The 18,424-nt window shown below is 44.7% G+C and carries 16 protein-coding genes; 14 read left to right on the top strand and 2 right to left on the bottom strand.

From position 1 onward, the window contains the following. Nucleotides 1-187: 187 nt before the first annotated feature. The 9 genes from ACVBIU_RS19685 to gabT all read left to right on the top strand — a co-directional run bounded on the left by ACVBIU_RS19685 (nucleotide 188) and on the right by gabT (nucleotide 11,008). Nucleotides 188-949 carry a gamma-glutamyl-gamma-aminobutyrate hydrolase family protein gene (locus tag ACVBIU_RS19685; protein ID WP_447160337.1) on the top strand — a complete coding sequence of 254 codons (762 nt, stop codon included), beginning with the start codon at nucleotides 188-190 and terminating at the stop codon, nucleotides 947-949. 2 nt (nucleotides 950-951) lie between these two features. Next, nucleotides 952-2,301: a glutamine synthetase family protein gene (locus ACVBIU_RS19680; protein ID WP_447160338.1), complete on the top strand. Its 1,350-nt coding sequence runs from the start codon at nucleotides 952-954 to the stop codon at nucleotides 2,299-2,301. A gap of 253 nt (nucleotides 2,302-2,554) precedes the next feature. After that, on the top strand, nucleotides 2,555-3,655 hold the full coding sequence (locus tag ACVBIU_RS19675) for a polyamine ABC transporter substrate-binding protein (protein ID WP_447160339.1): 1,101 nt from the start codon (nucleotides 2,555-2,557) through the stop codon (nucleotides 3,653-3,655). Between the two features lie 100 nt (nucleotides 3,656-3,755). Beyond that, nucleotides 3,756-4,892: a polyamine ABC transporter ATP-binding protein gene (gene potA, locus ACVBIU_RS19670; RefSeq protein WP_447160340.1), complete on the top strand. Its 1,137-nt coding sequence runs from the start codon at nucleotides 3,756-3,758 to the stop codon at nucleotides 4,890-4,892. 10 nt (nucleotides 4,893-4,902) lie between these two features. Then, nucleotides 4,903-5,808 (top strand): ABC transporter permease subunit, encoded by a 906-nt coding sequence (locus ACVBIU_RS19665; RefSeq protein WP_447160341.1) that lies wholly within the window; start codon nucleotides 4,903-4,905, stop codon nucleotides 5,806-5,808. After that, entirely contained in the window at nucleotides 5,805-6,620 is an 816-nt protein-coding gene (locus ACVBIU_RS19660; protein WP_447160342.1) for an ABC transporter permease subunit, read from the top strand. Before ACVBIU_RS19665 ends, ACVBIU_RS19660 begins: the two co-directional genes overlap by 4 nt. Nucleotides 6,621-6,831: 211 nt before the next feature. Further along, nucleotides 6,832-8,118: an NAD(P)/FAD-dependent oxidoreductase gene (locus ACVBIU_RS19655; RefSeq protein WP_447160357.1), complete on the top strand. Its 1,287-nt coding sequence runs from the start codon at nucleotides 6,832-6,834 to the stop codon at nucleotides 8,116-8,118. A 96-nt stretch (nucleotides 8,119-8,214) separates the two neighbouring features. Next, nucleotides 8,215-9,663: an NADP-dependent succinate-semialdehyde dehydrogenase gene (gene gabD, locus ACVBIU_RS19650; protein ID WP_447160343.1), complete on the top strand. Its 1,449-nt coding sequence runs from the start codon at nucleotides 8,215-8,217 to the stop codon at nucleotides 9,661-9,663. A gap of 64 nt (nucleotides 9,664-9,727) precedes the next feature. Then, the gene (gene gabT, locus ACVBIU_RS19645; protein ID WP_447164589.1) at nucleotides 9,728-11,008 is read left to right on the top strand and encodes a 4-aminobutyrate--2-oxoglutarate transaminase; all 1,281 of its coding nucleotides are present in this window, start codon (nucleotides 9,728-9,730) and stop codon (nucleotides 11,006-11,008) included. A gap of 113 nt (nucleotides 11,009-11,121) precedes the next feature. Here the strand turns inward: gabT and ACVBIU_RS19640 are convergent, their stop codons facing one another. Together ACVBIU_RS19640 and ACVBIU_RS19635 are read right to left on the bottom strand one after the other, a co-directional pair. Continuing rightward, nucleotides 11,122-11,553, bottom strand: a complete 432-nt coding sequence (locus ACVBIU_RS19640) for a universal stress protein (protein ID WP_447160344.1) — start codon at nucleotides 11,551-11,553, stop codon at nucleotides 11,122-11,124. A gap of 234 nt (nucleotides 11,554-11,787) precedes the next feature. Beyond that, nucleotides 11,788-11,913, bottom strand: coding sequence for a hypothetical protein (locus tag ACVBIU_RS19635; protein WP_447160345.1), 126 nt, complete (start codon nucleotides 11,911-11,913; stop codon nucleotides 11,788-11,790). A 333-nt stretch (nucleotides 11,914-12,246) separates the two neighbouring features. Here ACVBIU_RS19635 and ACVBIU_RS19630 point away from each other — a divergent pair, with 333 nt between their 5' ends. The 5 genes from ACVBIU_RS19630 (at nucleotide 12,247) to ACVBIU_RS19610 (ending at nucleotide 17,953) form a co-directional block, all read left to right on the top strand. Next, nucleotides 12,247-12,579 (top strand): c-type cytochrome, encoded by a 333-nt coding sequence (locus ACVBIU_RS19630; RefSeq protein WP_447160346.1) that lies wholly within the window; start codon nucleotides 12,247-12,249, stop codon nucleotides 12,577-12,579. Nucleotides 12,580-12,582: 3 nt separating this feature from the next. Beyond that, entirely contained in the window at nucleotides 12,583-14,004 is a 1,422-nt protein-coding gene (gene ccoN / locus ACVBIU_RS19625; protein ID WP_447164584.1) for a cytochrome-c oxidase, cbb3-type subunit I, read from the top strand. Further along, nucleotides 13,988-14,608: a cbb3-type cytochrome c oxidase subunit II gene (locus ACVBIU_RS19620; protein WP_447164583.1), complete on the top strand. Its 621-nt coding sequence runs from the start codon at nucleotides 13,988-13,990 to the stop codon at nucleotides 14,606-14,608. The genes ccoN and ACVBIU_RS19620 overlap by 17 nt, the downstream gene beginning before the upstream one ends. 1 nt (nucleotide 14,609) lies before the next feature. Further along, nucleotides 14,610-16,781 carry a c-type cytochrome gene (locus ACVBIU_RS19615; protein WP_447164582.1) on the top strand — a complete coding sequence of 724 codons (2,172 nt, stop codon included), beginning with the start codon at nucleotides 14,610-14,612 and terminating at the stop codon, nucleotides 16,779-16,781. Between the two features lie 374 nt (nucleotides 16,782-17,155). Then, nucleotides 17,156-17,953, top strand: a complete 798-nt coding sequence (locus tag ACVBIU_RS19610; RefSeq protein WP_447164581.1) for an SDR family NAD(P)-dependent oxidoreductase — start codon at nucleotides 17,156-17,158, stop codon at nucleotides 17,951-17,953. Nucleotides 17,954-18,424: the final 471 nt, after the last annotated feature.

Genomic DNA, 18,424 nt, shown 5'->3' with positions numbered 1-18,424 from the left:
TAAAATAATTTACATTTTTTAACATTCCTTTAATCCAGCCTATTGCCTCCCTTATTGAATCCGTGTAGTGTGTGAAAAAATGAACATGTGCGCAATAACTGTTCATTATTCAAGATTTCGTAAATCAAGATAACAACTATTCAAAATAATTCTAAAAATTACGAAGACAAAGGATTGAAGGTGTTTTATGTCGGAAGTAGGGCTCGCAGTTGTTGGTGTGACTGCATGTAATCAGCAGTTGGGCTTGCACCCTTTCAATATTGTGGGTGAGAAGTATTTATTATCAATAGCAGATGCGACACAAGCTTGGCCATTAGTTATCCCTGCGTTAGGGCATTGCCCCGCAGAAACTATTCTTGCCCGTTTAGATGGAATACTGTTTACGGGCTCCCCATCAAATATCGAACCACACCATTTCCAAGGTCCCGCAAGTGATGAGGGGACACTACATGATCCCAAGCGCGATGCGACCACTCTCCCCTTGTTAAAAGCAGCAATCGATGCAGGCGTACCAGTACTTGCTATTTGCCGTGGATTTCAAGAGATGAACGTTGTTTATGGTGGCAGCTTGCATCAAAAGCTGCATGAACTGGACGGGTTTATCGAACATAGAGAAGACAAAACGCAGCCGGTAGAGGTGCAATACGGTATTTCGCACGAGGTTAAAATAGAACCTGGAGGACTGCTTCACGATGCATGGGGCCGCAGCTCTGCAGAGGTGAACTCTGTCCATACCCAAGGTGTCGATCGCCTAGGTGTTGGGTTGCGGCCAGAAGCATATGCAAACGATGGGTTGATAGAAGCGTTTTCTGTCAAAGAAGCAAAGAATTTTGCACTAGGCGTACAGTGGCATCCGGAATGGAAAGTACTCGATAGTCCTTTTTACACCGCCATCTTTAAAGCCTTTAATCAGGCATGTCAGCGCCGTGCAGCAAGCAGAGTGAAATAATCATGAAAAAGTTAGTTAATTATTTAAAAGAACACAAAATTACCGAAGTTGAATGTGTCGTATGCGATATGACTGGTATCGCCCGAGGCAAGATTGCGCCCGTTGCCAAATTTATAGATGAAAAAGGCATGCGCTTACCAGAAAGTGTATTACTGCAAACCGTCACTGGTGATTATGTTGATGATGAATCCTATGATGCGCTGCTTGATGAAGCGGATATCGACTTTGTCTGTGTGCCGGATGAAAATGCGATATTTAAACTGCCCTGGACGATAGAAGCGACTGCACAGGTTATCCACGATACCTACGATAAGATGGGAAACCCTATCGAATTGTCCCCACGTAACTTACTTAAAAAAGTACTTAAGCTTTACGAAGATAAAGGTTGGAAGCCTGTTGTTGCACCAGAGATGGAGTTCTATTTAACACGTATTAATGAAGATCCGGATCAACCTCTGATCCCTCCTATTGGCCGCTCTGGTCGCCAAGAGTCTGGTCGTCAGTCTTTTTCTATCGATGCGGCAAATGAGTATGACCCGTTATTTGAAGATATGTATGACTGGTGTGAGGAACAAGGTCTAGATATTGATACCTTGATCCACGAAGAAGGCACCGCGCAGATGGAGATTAACTTCTCCCATGGTGACGCACTGTCTTTAGCGGACCAAGTCTTTGTGTTTAAGCGTACCCTGCGCGAAGCTGCTCTTAAGCACAACGTCTGCGCCACGTTTATGGCAAAACCAATCACCAATGAGCCTGGCAGCGCGATGCACCTGCATCAGAGTATTGTAGATACCAAGTCAGGCAAGAATATCTTTTCCAATGAAGATGGCACTAAAAGCCCGCTGTTTTACAGCTTCATCGGTGGGCTGCAGAAGTTCATCCCTGAGCTATTGCCGCTATTAGCGCCAAACGTTAACTCATTTCGCCGTTTCTTACCGGGTGCATCTGCACCAGTAAATTTGGAGTGGGGCGAAGAAAACCGTACTTGTGGCCTGCGTATTCCTGAATCTTCACCACAAAATCTACGCATTGAAAACCGTATAGCTGGCGCCGATGCCAACAGCTATTTGTCGATTGCCGCCAGCCTTTTATGTGGTTATATGGGCATGGTTGAAGACGTTAAGCCATCAACGCCAGTGCAAGGTCGAGCCAATGAAACCCGTAGCGGTATCGCGCTGCCGTTAACACTAGAGGAGTCTTTGGCTGTTATGGCTGAAAGCTCAGCGTGTCGTGAGTATTTGGGCGATACCTTTACCAATGGCTATATCGCCGTTAAGCAAGCTGACTTAGAAAATTATCGTCAAGTGATTAGCTCATGGGAACGCAAGTTCTTATTGCTGACGGTATAACGCGTTGTGGCAGAGTGATGTTTGGGGATGTTTCTCTGCCCTAAAATGATGGAATAATTTAAAGAAAGTTACTCATATAGATAGCATTTTAAAGAGTGTTATCTATATGAAAGCTGTAAAGCAGTACCACACTGCCGATGCGGTTTTTCAGGTGTAGCATTGGTTAACTATAAGAACTAAAGCCGATAAATTGGCAAACAATGAATGGACAGCAGAGTTGCATTATCTGCTGCTACGCTAAATAGGAGAAAGCATGAAACTTTTTAAAAAGGTGACCACACTTGCGCTCGTCACAGCAAGTGTACTGGCATCGACTACCGCATATGCAGAAGAAGTGGTTCGTGTATATAACTGGTCAGATTATATTGCTGAAGATACGCTAGAAAACTTCCAAAAAGAGACTGGCATTCGTGTTATTTATGATGTGTTTGACAGTAATGAAGTCGTCGAAGCCAAATTGCTTTCAGGCCGCTCAGGTTACGATATTGTCGTCCCTTCTAATAGCTTCCTAGCAAAGCAAATTAAAGCGGGTGCCTTTCAGAAACTGGATTCAAACCAACTATCAAATCATAAGAATTTAAGCCCTGAGCTGATGACTCAGCTTGAATCTGCTGACCCAGGGAATCAGTATTCAGTGCCATACCTTTGGGGAACTAACGGTATTGGTTATAACGTAGAAAAGGTCAAGGCGGTACTTGGTGAAGACGCCCCGGTTGATTCTTTAGAACTTATCTTTAATCCAAAATATGCCGAGAAGGTTTCTCAGTGTGGCTTGTCTCTGCTCGATAGTGCTGACGAGATGATCCCTATGGCGCTTATCTATCTAGGCCTTGATCCAAACAGTACCAAAGCTGAAGACTTTAAAAAAGCCGGTGAAGTACTCGCTAAAGTGCGTCCTTACATCACTTACTTCCATTCATCTCGTTACATTACAGACTTAGCCAATGGCGATATCTGTGTAGCATTTGGTTATTCGGGTGACATTTTCCAGGCCGCCGATCGTGCCGATGAAGCGGAAAATGGCAACACTATCGAGTATTCAATTCCGAAAGAAGGCTCAAACCTATGGTTTGATATGCTAGCTATACCAGCTGATGCAGCCAACGTTAAAAATGCGCATACCTTTATTAACTACCTGCTACGCCCTGAGGTGATAGCGCCAATTACCAACTATGTTGCTTACGCTAATCCAAACGTACCAGCACTGCCTTTAGTTGATGAAGATGTACGTACTAACACGTCTATTTACCCAACGAAAGAAGTACTCGATCGTTTGTATGTTGGCGATGTTCGTCCAATGAAGTCGCAGCGTTCATTGACGCGTGTATGGACCAAAGTGAAATCGGGCTATTAATCAAGTTTGGGCAAGGCATCGCCTTGCCCTTTTTGATCCACAAGTAATAGATGAATTGATACAAAGGGCTGCAATTATGGCCCTTAGTTGGAGAAGTAATATGGCTAGTACCTTGGACGTCACCAATAATTCGATTAAAAAGACGCAGGGCGAAGTGCTACTTCAGATAGACAGAGTAAGTAAGCTATTTGATGAAGTGCGTGCAGTAGATGATGTCACGCTAAATATCAAGAAAGGGGAGATTTTTGCATTGCTAGGCGGTTCGGGCTCGGGTAAGTCTACCCTGCTACGTATTCTGGCTGGATTTGAAAAGCCATCTGAAGGGCGCATCTTTCTAGACGGTGAAGACATTACCGACATGCCACCCCATGAACGCCCTATCAATATGATGTTTCAGTCTTATGCGCTATTCCCCCATATGACGGTAGAGCAAAATATCGCTTTTGGCTTGAAGCAAGATAAGTTAACAAAAGCGGAAATTACGTCTCGGGTGCAGGAGATGCTAAAGCTAGTGCACATGGAAACCTACGCTAAGCGCAAGCCTAACCAATTATCGGGTGGTCAGCGACAGCGTGTGGCATTAGCCCGTTCGTTAGCGAAGCGTCCTAAGCTGTTACTGCTCGATGAGCCGATGGGAGCGTTAGATAAAAAACTACGCACTCAGATGCAACTTGAGGTGGTGGATATTTTAGAGGCCGTTGGCGTGACCTGTGTAATGGTAACCCATGACCAAGAAGAAGCCATGACCATGGCAGGTCGCATCTCGATAATGAATGATGGTTGGATTGCTCAAACGGGTTCACCTACCGATATTTATGAGAGCCCCAATAGCCGTATGGTAGCGGAATTTATTGGTAGTGTTAACTTGTTTGAAGGTGAAATCGTAGTCGATAAAGCCGATCATGTACTGATTAAAAGCGAGGGCTTATCGCAAAAACTATTTATCGATCATGGGGTATCAACCAGTGTGGAAGATAAAACGGTGTGGGTTGCCGTTCGTCCTGAGAAGACGCGTATTACTCGTGAGCAGCCTGAAGGCGAGCATAACTGGTCTAGCGGGGTCGTTGAGGATATTGCATATTTAGGGGGGATTTCTGTGTACTACATCCGCCTGCCGAATAAGCAGCTTATCCAAACCATTATGACTAACCGTGAACGTCGTTCAGACCCTCCTACATGGGAAGAAGCGGTTTTCATCAGCTGGGAGGCCACCTGCGGAGTGGTCCTTAGATCATAAGGAACTGAACATGAAAAAGCCGTTAAAATTTAGATTGCCCAAGGGTCAATGTTGGACCATAGGTGTCCCATACTTTTGGCTACTGATGTTCTTCGCACTCCCTTTTGCCATCGTACTTAAGATTAGTTTTTCTACACCGATTATCTCGATACCGCCCTACGAACCTCTGTTCCAGTATGCTGAAGAGTCTTTGCAGATCATGCTGAATTTAGGTAATTATCTGCTTATTCTAGATGACTCTTTGTATTACAACGCCTACCTTGGCTCGCTTAAAATGGCGACCATTTCAACCATAGGTTGTTTGTTGATTGGCTACCCGATGGCCTATGCCATTGCGCGTGCGCCAAAGCGTAATCAAACCTTGTTAATCCTGTTGGTGATGCTGCCTTCTTGGACCTCATTTCTTATTCGAGTTTACGCCTGGATGGGCATATTGAGTAACAACGGAGTGATTAATAATGTGTTGATGTGGACTGGAATTATTTCCGAGCCGCTGCAGATCCTAAACACGAATACCGCAGTCTATATTGGTATTATCTACAGTTACTTACCGTTTATGATTTTGCCGCTTTACGCCAATCTATCTCAGCTAGATGGTAGCTTACTCGAAGCCGCTGCCGATTTGGGATCCCGTAGTCTCAATACCTTTTGGAAAGTCACACTACCTCTGTCTAAAGGCGGCGTGATAGCCGGATCTATGTTGGTATTTATTCCGGTCGTGGGCGAGTTTGTTATCCCTGAACTACTGGGTGGCCCAGACTCGTTAATGATAGGCAAGGTGTTGTGGCAGGAGTTCTTCAATAACCGTGATTGGCCGGTGGCGTCTGCGCTTGCGATTGTCATGCTCGGCTTACTGATTATTCCGATTACTCTGTTCCACCGTTATCAGGCTAAAGAGATGGAGAAAACAGCATGAAGAAATTAAGTTTTTCTACCATTATGCTTTGGGCGGGTATGTTTTTCCTGTACGCGCCAATGTTTATCTTGGTGATTTACTCATTTAACGAGTCTAAGTTAGTGACCGTATGGGCTGGTTTTTCAACCAAATGGTACGGTGAGCTGTTACGCGATCAGCAGATCCTGGATGCTGTATGGACCAGTTTACAGGTGGCGTTTTACGCTTCTACTATGGCAGTGATCATCGGCACCATGGCGGCATTTGTAATGACGCGATTTGCTCGAGGTTGGGGTAAGTTAACTCTGTCTAACATGATCACGGCGCCACTCGTGATGCCTGAGGTGATTACCGGTCTGTCTTTGCTGCTCTTGTTTGTGCATATGGCTGACTTGTTTGGCTGGCCTGCAGAGCGTGGCATGTTAACCGTTTGGATTGCCCACTCAACCTTCTGCGCCGCTTATGTGGCCGTTGTTGTGTCATCGCGCTTACGTGAAATTGACCGCTCGGTTGAAGAAGCTGCGCAAGATCTAGGGGCGACACCATTTAAGACCTTCTTCGCCATTACGGTGCCGATGATCTCTCCTGCGCTAGTAGCGGGTTGGTTACTGTCATTTAGCTTATCTCTGGATGACTTAGTGATTGCCAGCTTTGCATCAGGACCAGGTGCTACGACCCTGCCTATGGTGGTGTTCTCCTCGGTACGTATGGGAGTCTCGCCTAAGATTAATGCGCTGGCGACCTTGATCATTCTTATCGTATCGCTTATCGCATTTATCTCTTGGTACTTCGCACGTCGCGCAGATATTAAGCAGCGTTCTAGCTCTGCTTAACCTTATTAGCGTCACTCGGGTATAAAAGTTACCTGCTAGCTTTTATACCCGTCAGGGTTACCAACTTATCGAAAACCCATTTGTTGAAGACTAATTTGTTAAAGATAGTGAGCCTGTGAAGGCTCACTTATCGAGATCTAAAAATTCGCAGCTTAAGCACAAAAGGACAGAAGTTATGTCAATAATAATCAATGAAAGACAGGCGGAAACCATGACCAGCACACCACATGTAGATTCATACTACGCGGCATCAGCCAACGATAAAACTGAGCGCCCAATGCTGCAAGACAATATCGAAACTGATGTTTGTATTATTGGTGCGGGTTACACCGGATTGTCGACAGCATTACATCTACTGGAAATGGGCTACAAGGTCACTGTATTGGAGGCGGCTCGCATTGGTTGGGGCGCGTCGGGCCGAAATGGCGGCCAAATAGTTAACAGTTTTAGCCGTGATATCGACTCGATTGAAAAAACCGTCGGTAAAGAGGCCGGGAAGCTATTTGGTGAAATGGCTTTCGAAGGTGCTCGCATCATAAAAGAACGCATCAAAAAATATAACATTCAATGCGATCTGCAAGATGGTGGTGTGTTTGCTGCGCTAAATGATAAGCAGATGGGGCACTTGCAATCACAAAAAGCCTTGTGGGAAAAGCATGGTCACATGAACCATCTTGAGTTGCTTGATAAAAATGACATTCGTAAAGTGGTTGATACCGAATCTTACGTCGGTGGATTACTCGATAAAAGTGGTGGCCATATTCACCCGTTAAATCTTGCGTTAGGTGAAGCCCATGCGGTGGAGTCGCTAGGTGGCAAGATCTATGAAGACTCAGCAGTTATAAAAGTGGAAGAGGGTGACAATCCTGTTGTGCATACAGCGAATGGCAGCGTTAAGTCTAAGTTTGTCGTCGTCGCGGGCAATGCTTACTTAGGCGGTTTGATGCCAAAGCTACAGGCTAAGTCTATGCCTTGCGGTACGCAGGTGATCACGACAGAGCCGCTGAGTGCAGAGCTGGCTAAAAGCTTATTGCCACAAAACTACTGCGTTGAAGATTGTAACTACTTACTCGATTACTTTCGTCTATCGGGTGACAACCGCCTAATTTACGGTGGTGGTGTAGTTTATGGGGCGCGCGATCCGGCTGATATTAAGTCGATCATCAGACCTAAGATGCTCAAGACCTTTCCACAACTTAAAGATGTGAAGATTGATTATACTTGGACAGGCAATTTTTTATTGACCCTGTCGCGTTTACCTCAAGTGGGCCGCATCGGCAGTAATATCTATTATTCACAAGGCTGTAGTGGTCATGGGGTAACTTATACGCATTTAGCGGGTAAGATCTTAGCCGAAGCGATTAATGGACAAGCAACTCGTTTCGATGCTTTTGCGGGCTTGCCCCATTATCCGTTCCCTGGCGGGCACGCGTTAAAAGTGCCGTTTAGCGCTATTGGCGCTTGGTACTACACTATGCGTGACAAGCTAGGTGTGTAATTTTATTCGCTCAACGATGAACTCAATTCGGCTTAAAGCAGTCGAATCAAACTAGCCGATAAGCTAAAAGTGCTAAAGCCAATTAAGGAGTAACCCGTGCAGTTAAATGATATGAGTTTGCTACGTCAGCAATGTTATATAAATGGCGAGTGGCTTGAAGCCATAAGCGGTGAAAAGGTCGAGATAGCCGATCCTGCTACCCATAAAGTGATTGGCAGTGTGCCGGTAATGGGCACGACAGAAACCAAAGCGGCGATAACGGCGGCTGAGAAAGCCCTTCCTGCATGGCGTGCGTTAACGGCTAAAGAACGCGGCGCAAAACTGAATCGCTGGTTTGAGCTATTACTTGAACATCAAGACGATTTAGCACTGATGATGACTACGGAGCAAGGCAAGCCGCTAGCAGAAGCGAAAGGTGAGGTCGTTTATGCTGCCTCATTTATTGAATGGTTCGCCGAAGAAGCTAAGCGCGTTTATGGCGATACGATCCCAGGCCATCAAGGTGATAAGCGTTTGATGGTGATTAAGCAAAGCGTTGGCGTCACCGCAGCGATTACGCCGTGGAACTTTCCTGCTGCGATGATCACTCGTAAAGCTGCCCCAGCATTAGCGGCGGGTTGCACTATGGTGGTAAAACCTGCGCCGCAAACGCCCTTTACCGCATTGGCACTTGCAGAGCTTGCCGAGCGTGCAGGCATTCCTGCTGGAGTCTTTAGCGTAGTTACAGGCGATGCAATTGCCATAGGTAATGAGCTTTGTGCTAACCCTGTGGTGCGAAAATTGTCTTTCACTGGCTCGACGCCAGTGGGTATTAAGCTGATGCAGCAATGCGCGCCGACACTTAAAAAAATGTCACTCGAGCTTGGCGGTAACGCGCCATTTATCGTATTTAACGATGCCGACATCGATGCGGCGGTCGAAGGGGCTATGATTGCTAAGTATCGTAACGCAGGGCAAACCTGCGTGTGTGCAAACCGTATCTATGTCCAAGAGGGTGTATACGATGAGTTTGCCCAGAAGCTAGCCAGCGCAGTGGCTAAGTTGAAGGTCGGCCTTGGCACCGATGCTGGCGTTACCACTGGTCCACTGATTAACAGTGATGCCGTGGCTAAGGTACAAAGACATCTTGAAGATGCGCTTTCGAAAGGCGCGACATTGGTTACAGGGGGCAAACTGGCGAGCTTAGGTGGCAACTTCTTTGAGCCAACGATTGTCACCAATGTTGATAAAAGCATGTTAGTCGCTAAAGAGGAAACCTTTGGCCCACTGGCACCTTTATTTAAATTCTCTGATGTTGATGATGTGATTAAGCAAGCTAACGACACCGAGTTTGGTTTAGCCGCCTATTTTTATGGCCGCGATATCTCACTGGTATGGAAAGTCTCTGAAGCACTTGAATACGGTATGGTGGGTGTCAATACAGGGCTTATCTCGACTGAAGTAGCACCATTTGGCGGTATAAAAGCCTCTGGACTTGGCCGTGAAGGTTCGAAATTTGGTATCGAAGAGTACCTGGAGATGAAGTATATCTGTATGTCAGTTTAATACCTGTTTTTATGATGATGTCACTAAAAGCGCACTTTCAACGGATTGGGATTAAGAGGAAGTTATTATGACAACTAATGAGTCACTTATGGTGCGCCGCCAGGCCGCGGTTGCTAATGGTGTGGGCCAAATTCATCCTATTTACACTCAGCGAGCGGATAACGCCACCGTGTGGGATGTGGAAGGGCGTGAATTTATTGATTTTGCGGGTGGTATTGCGGTGCTAAATACCGGCCACCTGCACGATAAAGTTAAAGCCGCAGTGGCAGAGCAGTTAGAGCTGTTTTCTCACACCTGTTTTATGGTGCTTGGCTATGAGAATTACATCCAAGTGTGCGAGAAGCTTAACCAGCTTGTGCCTGGCGATTTTGCTAAGAAAACAGCGCTATTTACCAGTGGCTCAGAGGCGGTTGAGAATGCCGTCAAAGTGGCTAGGGCTTACACCAAGCGCAGCGGTGTTATCGCCTTTACCTCGGGCTACCATGGCCGCACTATGGCGGCATTGGCCTTAACCGGCAAAGTCGCGCCTTACAGCAAAGGTATGGGCTTGATGTCGGCGAATGTATTTAGAGCCGAGTTTCCCTGTGCGCTGCATGGAGTGAGTGATGACGATGCTATCGCATCGATTGAACGCATCTTTAAGAACGATGCAGAGCCTGATGATATCGCTGCCATCATTATTGAACCGGTACAAGGCGAAGGCGGTTTTTATCACACCTCAGTAGCGTTCATGCAGCAATTACGTCAGCTATGCGATAAGCACGGCATTATGTTGATCGCCGATGAGGTTCAAACTGGTGCAGGACGTACCGGTACCTTTTTTGCTATGGAGCAGATGGGAGTAGCGGCAGATATCACGACCTTTGCGAAATCTATTGCTGGAGGCTTCCCGCTCTCAGGTATTACAGGTAGTGCTGAAGTGATGGACTCTATTGGTGCGGGCGGCTTAGGCGGCACCTATGGTGGTAGTCCGTTAGCCTGCGCTGCAGCACTTGCCGTGATAGAAGTGTTTGAAGAGGAGAAACTGCTACAAAGAGCGAATGCACTTGGGGCGAAGCTTAAGGCGTCGCTCAAAGCGATGGCGGAAGCGCATCAGCAAATCGTTGATGTACGTGGTCTTGGCGCCATGATCGCAGTGGAGCTTATGCAAGACGGTAAACCTGCACCAGAGTATTGCGCTCAAATGCTCAAGGAAGCGCGAGATAGAGGGCTTATTTTGTTGTCTTGTGGAACCTATGGCAATGTACTGCGAATTTTAGTGCCACTGACTGCGCCAGATGAGCAAGTTGATAAGGGGCTTGAGGTTATTCGTAGTTGTTTTGATGTGGTATTAAAATCGAGTTAAGCCAGTAAGATAAGTTAATTATTTCGGCTGAGCAAAAATTGCTAATAATCCGAGTTTAGTTTCTAAGCTCGGATTTTTTATACGTTAAATCTAGCGCTACTTAACCATTAGCGCTATTTGACCACTAGTACTGGGCAGTGAGCTTTACAGACAACATCTTCGGTAGTATTGGGATTGAGAAAGTGAGCAAGCCCTGTGCGGCCATGACTTGCCATAACTATCATGCCAACATCCAGCTTTTCAGCGGTCAATAAAATTTGTTCTACTGGGTGGCCATGGCAAATAGCACTTTCAAAAGACAGAGTATCATCGAGAGTGGTGATAAACTGCTTCATTTTCTCGGCAGCCTCTTTTTCCATTCTCTCGATCAGATCATCGGGTGACACCGCTAACACACGGGTATATTTATCACCAAAGGGTTTATCGACAACATGTAAAAGGCAGATCCCAACTTTATAAAACGTGGCCATTTCTATGGCGTAGCCTATTGCATGAGATGCTGTTTCTGAAAAGTCGGTTGGGCAAAGGATCTGTTTTGTTCGCATAACATTCTCCTGTTTAATACAGGTTTAATACAGGTATAAATTATAAAGTGATAGCGTTAAAAGCATGGATTACACCGCTTATTACGTCACGCTAAATCCTTGCTACTTTAAATATAGGCGCTGTGTGCTAGTGAGCAAATACTCAGTCGATGTAATCCCTCATATTTGTACCCCCTTGCCTATGTAACCCCTTACCTATGTAACAAGGCTTTATTTTTGCTCAGCCTCTATTTGTTAGCTTCTGCTTAAGATGTTTTGAACTCGATTGACCACTAACCCAAAAGCCACTACTGCAAACTCAACGATTGCGATGCCTACGAACATTGAAAATAGTGCAGGCACATGTCTTATAAAATCCATAAAGACCTCTAAAAAATAGTTGATACAAGCTGATACGTTCGCATAAATATCCCACAGAAATTAGCCGATAGTTTTGATTCAGTTCACAAAAATATAAGCCTTAACTATTGTTAATCTTGTACTTTATGCTTGCAACTCGATGTGGGTTAGCGCTAGGTAAACGCTTTTAAATATGGGTTACAGGTTTAATGGCATTGTGCATTTATGATTAGCGAGTGAACTTTTTGGCAACAAAGTCCGTAATGGCTTTGCAATAATATTTATGGATTTTGTGGAAAATCAAGCAAGACCGACTAGTTTCAATAAGGTGCTATAGAAGATAAGGGACTGCTTATGAACCGACTACCCCTCCTACTAATACTCGTATTTTGGACAGTAACCGCATCTGCGGACTATGACCCCAATTTTATTATTGGTAAAGAGAAAGCCAGAGTATGTATGACTTGCCATGGTGAGGATGGGATCTCAACTATCGATCTGTATCCCAATTTACGTGGTCAAAAAATGCAGTATCTAATTTCAGCATTGAATGATTATCAAACAAAACAGCGAACCAGTGGCTTGGCTATTTTGATGCAGCAGCAAGCAGATACTCTCACCGAACAGGATAAAAAGGATATTTCATATTATTACTCCGTGTTGGGTACACAAAAGGGAAAGGAGTAGGCAATGCAAGCTAGCACTGAGCTTTATGATGCAAACTATGATGTAAAAGTTGTCCGTTACTTTATTGTGGCCTCTGTTGCGTGGTCAATTTTTGGCATGTTCATTGGTTTGGTCTTAGCCGCTCAGCTTTACTGGCCTGCACTTAACTTTGACTCTGAATATTTTCAATTTGGTCGGTTACGTCCAGTGCACACTCAGGGGGTTATTTTCGGTTTTGTCGTTAATGTTTTGATGGGAACCTCACTCTACATAGTGCAAAGAACTGGTCAGACCAAATTATTTAATCGAAGTCTTTCTTGGATGGTATTTTGGGGCTGGCAATTAGTCCTATTATTAGCCGTTATCACTCTGCCTCTTGGCTACACCACCACTAAAGAATACGCCGAACTAGAGTGGCCTATCGATCTACTTATCGTACTGGTATGGGTACTCTATGCCGTGTTGTTTTTTGGCACAATAGCGATACGAAATGTAAAGCATATCTTTGTTTCCAACTGGTTTTATGGCGCTTTCATTATTGTCATCGCTCTGATTTTTATCATTAATAACTTGGCGTTGCCTGCATCCTTTATGAAGTCTTATCCCGTTTATGCCGGAGCGCAGGACGCGATAGTTCAGTGGTGGTGGGGGCATAACGCAGTCGGCTTTTTATTAACTGCTGGCATCATCGGAATGAATTACTACTTTATTCCAAAGGTTGCAGAGCGACCTATCTATTCGTATCGCCTTTCCATTATTCACTTTTGGGGCTTAGTCGGTTTTTATACCTGGGCTGGCACCCATCATCTTATCTATTCATCTGTACCGGTTTGGGTGCAAAATATTGGCATAGTCATGTCGCTCATTTTGTTCTTACCGTCATGGGCCGGGGCATTTAATAGCGCCATGACGTTATTGCAAAACAAGGCAAAGCTAAAAAAGGATTACATAATGTGGTTCTTTATGTCAGCGATTTTCTATTACTGCTTGGCGACATTCGAAGGCCCACTTTTAGCCATACGTTGGTTTAACATGTTGGCCCACAATACCGAGTGGGTGATTGGTCACGTTCATTCAGGTGCCCTTGGCTGGGTCGCCATGTCAGCGATTGCGGTGTTCTATTACTTTATACCAAAGCTATGGAATAAGCGTGAACTGTGGTCCAGTCGATTGGTTAAGTGGCACTTCTGGCTTGCTCACCTTGGGGTTGCTTTGTATGCCATCGCCTTATGGGTGGCAGGTATTGGTGAAGGTTATATGTGGCTAGCCCAGCTAGAAAATGGCTCATTAGCCTATAGCTTTGTAGAGGCTATGGACTTTAAAGCACCTTGGTTGCTCATGCGATTTATTGGTGGTGCCTGCTTTGTACTTGGCTTATTACTGATGGCGTTAAATCTATATAAAACGGTGTCGACAAAGGTGGAGGGTCATGAACATGTTCAGTAAGGACTTTACTCAATCTGTGGTCATCCTCATTTTAGCGACAACCTTGGTGGCGAGTTTTTCTATACTCGTACTTATTGTGCCTAGCTTAGCGCGTACAGATGAGCTGCGGGCTGAGTCATTAGCTAAACCCTTAACGGCCGTGCAATCTGCAGGGCGAGATGTGTACATTAGCGAAGGTTGTCATGTGTGCCATACCCAGATAGTGCGTGATATAGCGCCTGAAGTGAAACGAGATGGTAGAGCCAATAAGGAAGCCGATGACATTTATGAATTTCCAAGTCTTTGGGGATCAAAGCGCACGGGACCGGATCTCACCAATATTGGGCGCAAGTATTCAGCGCAATGGCAACGGCTTCACCTTATTAACCCTCGAAGAGTCGTTCCTACATCCATCATGCCTGCTTATCCCTGGTTATTTGAACAAGTACTGAGTGGAGATGCGATTGAAGGCAAGATGCGCACCTTGCAAACTTTAGGTGTGCCTTACACTGACAATGAGATAGAAGGCGCTCGTATAGCGGTGAGAGGTGTGACTAAAGGGGAGGCTTTAATTCAGTATTTGCAAAGCCTAGGACAAGATACAGCCAGCGATCAGGAGCGATAACATGACTGCTTTCTGGAACATTTGGGCCGTTGGGTTAACATTGTTATTTCTTGGCATCATGGGATTAGTGATCTTTAAGTACTGGCGCAACAATAAGAGTGCTGACAAAGATAAAACGATTGATACATTCGATGGCATTGACGAAAACGATGCGCCGCCCCCCCGTATACTTTTTATCGCTTATTTAGCAGCCTTTGCTATTGCAGCTGTTTTTTTAGTTTTGTACCCAGGCCTAGGTAATTGGCAAGGGGCGATGGGGTGGAAGCAAAGTGATGATGCGCTTAGTTCGCCAACCACAGACTTAGAAATCGAAATGGTGCCATTAACGGATAAAAGTTTACTGGCCCTTGCGAGTAATAAAACGGTGACTATTAGTGGTAAATCATTGTTTGAAAACCACTGTGCCGCTTGCCATATTACTAATGCACAGGGGCAAAAGAGCTTTCCAAACCTTATTGATAATGAATGGCTCTATGGCGGCTCTGAAAGTGACATTTTACATTCTATTAAAAAAGGTCGAAATGGAGCCATGCCCGGATGGAAAGGTATTTTGTCAGAAGACCAAATTACCAAGATGGCCTATTACATAGCATCACTGCAACCGCTGCGTCGCAACCTAGACGCACCGCAAATTAAAATTGATTTAGGCAAAGACATTTTTGCCGAAAATTGCTCAAGTTGTCATGGTGATGGCACTGTGGCAAATATTCAAATTGGTGCCCCGCTGTTAAACGACGCTATTTGGTTACATGGCGGGAGTATTGAAGAGATTATATTCACTATCGAGTATGGCCTTAACAACGTGATGCCAGCATTTGAAGGGCAGCTTATTGAGGACGAAATATTAGCTATTGGTGCCTATATCACTGAGCAGCGCCTTGATTATGATGCCAAGCTTGCAGCGCTCGACCCCGCATCTGTTAAACGTGGAGAGTACCTCATTAACGCTGGTGACTGTGTAGCATGCCACAGCTCAGAAGGCGGAGAGCGTTTTGCTGGTGGACTGCCGTTTAAGACGCCATTTGGAACGATTTATTCAACTAATATCACCCCTCACGTAATCTTTGGTATTGGTAGTGATGATTATGCGAACTTTAAGGCGGCTTTGTTTGATGGTAAAGGCAAACATGGCTATTTGTATCCTGCAATGCCTTACACCTCTTATCAATATTTAAAAGAGCAAGATACCCAAGACTTATGGAGTTACCTGCAGTCCATCACCGCGGTATCTAGGCAAGATGATAAGAACGAGATGATATTCCCCTCTAATATTCGTACAGGTTTGCTGGCTTGGAACTTAGTCTTTATGGATACTAAACCGCTGTCTTATGAGCCGCCAAAACATGTGGAGCTCAATAAGCAGGAACTAGCGCAGTGGCAGCGCGGTAAATACTGGGTAATGGGATTGGGCCATTGTAGTGAATGCCATACTCCCCGTAATATTGCCCAAGCGTTGATCCCTGAACGAATATTTCAAGGTAACTTGATTGATGGTTGGAATGCACCAGATATTAGCGCTAAAGAACTTTACCAAGATAGGTGGGATATCGATTCGCTAACCGATTTTCTGCACACTGGCCATTCATCAAAAGGCTCAGCGTTCGCGGGAATGGCGGATGTGGTAAAAAATAGTACCAGCTTAATGACTCGTGATGATATTGAAACTATTGCTCGCTATTTGCTGGTGGGTGATGAGCATAACACTATCCCTAATGACACCAAGCAACTCAACCCAAGTGGCTTTACGCCGGAGGTATACAAGGATAAGCAGTTAAACTCCTATAGTCTATATGCTGAGACCTGTGGTGCCTGCCACGGTGAGGACGGTAAAGGCCGAGATCCCATAGCGCCAACGCTATTAAATAACGGTATTATTATGCATAGCGACCCCTTTAATACCATAGCCGTGACTATTCGTGGCTTATCACCGACATATTTGGAAGAGGGCCGTAACTTTATGCCGATGACTAGCTTCCAAAACATACTTACTGATACCCAGCTAGCGGAGCTGATCACTTTTGTTCGCCATTATTTAGGTGATAGAAAAGAGCCAGTAACCGCAGAGCAAGTTAAAGCGGTGCGTAAGGAGTTAGAGAAAGCGGGTTATGCTGGAAATCTGCATACCACACCAGATATGTATGATCATAAAGATGCAGATATTAATATTAATTAGCATGAGCTGTGGCTGAGCTAAATAATTGCAATGATGACTGTAGCGGGTTATCAGAGTGTCTAATTAAAATAGGTTTTTGAATGAGTGCCACATCCAACCTGGGGGCACTCACCGTTAGATATGCTTAAATAGCCCCTTGTTCAAAGTAGAAGTTCACCACCAAAGTCACTTAAATTTACTTAATTGGTCCATCAATGGCATTTCTTTCTTGCTGATATGAGCGGCACTTCTCAACTACCTCCATTTATGTTTTCTACAATTACTGCTTGAAGTGGAAGCTTGATGTTTAGTGTACCTATAGATTATGTACCGCTAGGTTGATAGATAGGCACAAGTTTAAAGTAATGCTATTACATGCAGTTAAAGGAGTTGTTATGTCTAGGTTTGAAAACAAAGTTGCGCTTGTTTTAGCTGGTGCACAGGGGATAGGTAGAGCCTGCAGCCTACTGTTAGGAGCTCAAGGGGCAACAGTGTACGTTGCAGATTGGGATGTTGAGCAAGCTAAAGCCACAGCAAGTGAGATCAACGCTAATAATGGTCAAGCGATTGGCTTATTTTTTAACGCTTTTGATAATGACTCTTACCCACCTTTAATAGAATCTATTTTGAAGGATAAAGGGCAGATTGATATATTGGTCAATAACTTCGGTGGTGTAGATTTAAAGTTAGATAAAGACCTTGCACACACTGAAGTGACTGATTGGGAGAAAAACATTCTCGCGAATATTAATAGCGTATTTATCCCTTCAAAAGCAGTGATCCCAACGATGGTGAAAAATGGCGGTGGAAGTATTGTTAATATCTCATCGCTTTCATCATTAAGTGCAGAAATGTCGAGTATTGCCTATGGTACAGCCAAAAGTGCCATCAATCATATGACTCGCCAGATAGCGATTCAATATGCAAATTACGGTATTCGTTGTAATGCCGTTTTACCCGGAATGATTGCCACCGATGCGGTGAAGAAAAATTTAAACCAAGAGTTTATTGATAACTTCTTGGCTACCCAGCCAATTAAGCGCATGGGTAAACCTAACGATATTGCCAATGCCGTTAGCTTTTTAGCGAGTGAAGAGGCGGGCTTTATCACAGGAGTATGCCTGCCGGTAACTGGTGGGATGAATATCGCCACAGCTCGTTACTACTTTGATGCAGATAAGGTGCAGTTTTAACTCATTAAGAGTTAAGGGAGAGACTTATAGGTGGGATAGGTGATTTATGCTAAACCGCTGCCTAGCCAGACTTAAACCTTGATGAGCTGCAAGGGATAATCTTTGAAAGGCGTATACCGTAAGGTATACGCCTTTTTGTTTGTATTGCTTAAACAGGTTTATTGTTTGAAGAGTCAGTTAGAGTCGAAAGTTTGAACCGAGAAGGAAAAGGAATAGTATTGAAAGTGCCCCCCTTTTGCACTGGGTTGCATAGTTATGTGTGAGATGTGCGATATGTGTGCGATGGGGTCTAAGTTCAAAACTAGCAAAATAGCAGTTCTTGAATTTCAGGTACATAAAAGCCCATTGAATCAATGGGCTTCTTCGTTTTAAATTGGTGGATTCTTACAGACTCGAACTGCATGAATTGATGACGATTATAGTTTCTGTTGTTAGTCGTAATTTTCTGCAGATACAAAAAAGCCTACACAA

This window comes from Shewanella sp. 30m-14 (assembly GCF_052977125.1).
Note: the sequence above shows the minus strand (reverse complement) of the source record. Positions and strands in the feature narration are given on the sequence as shown.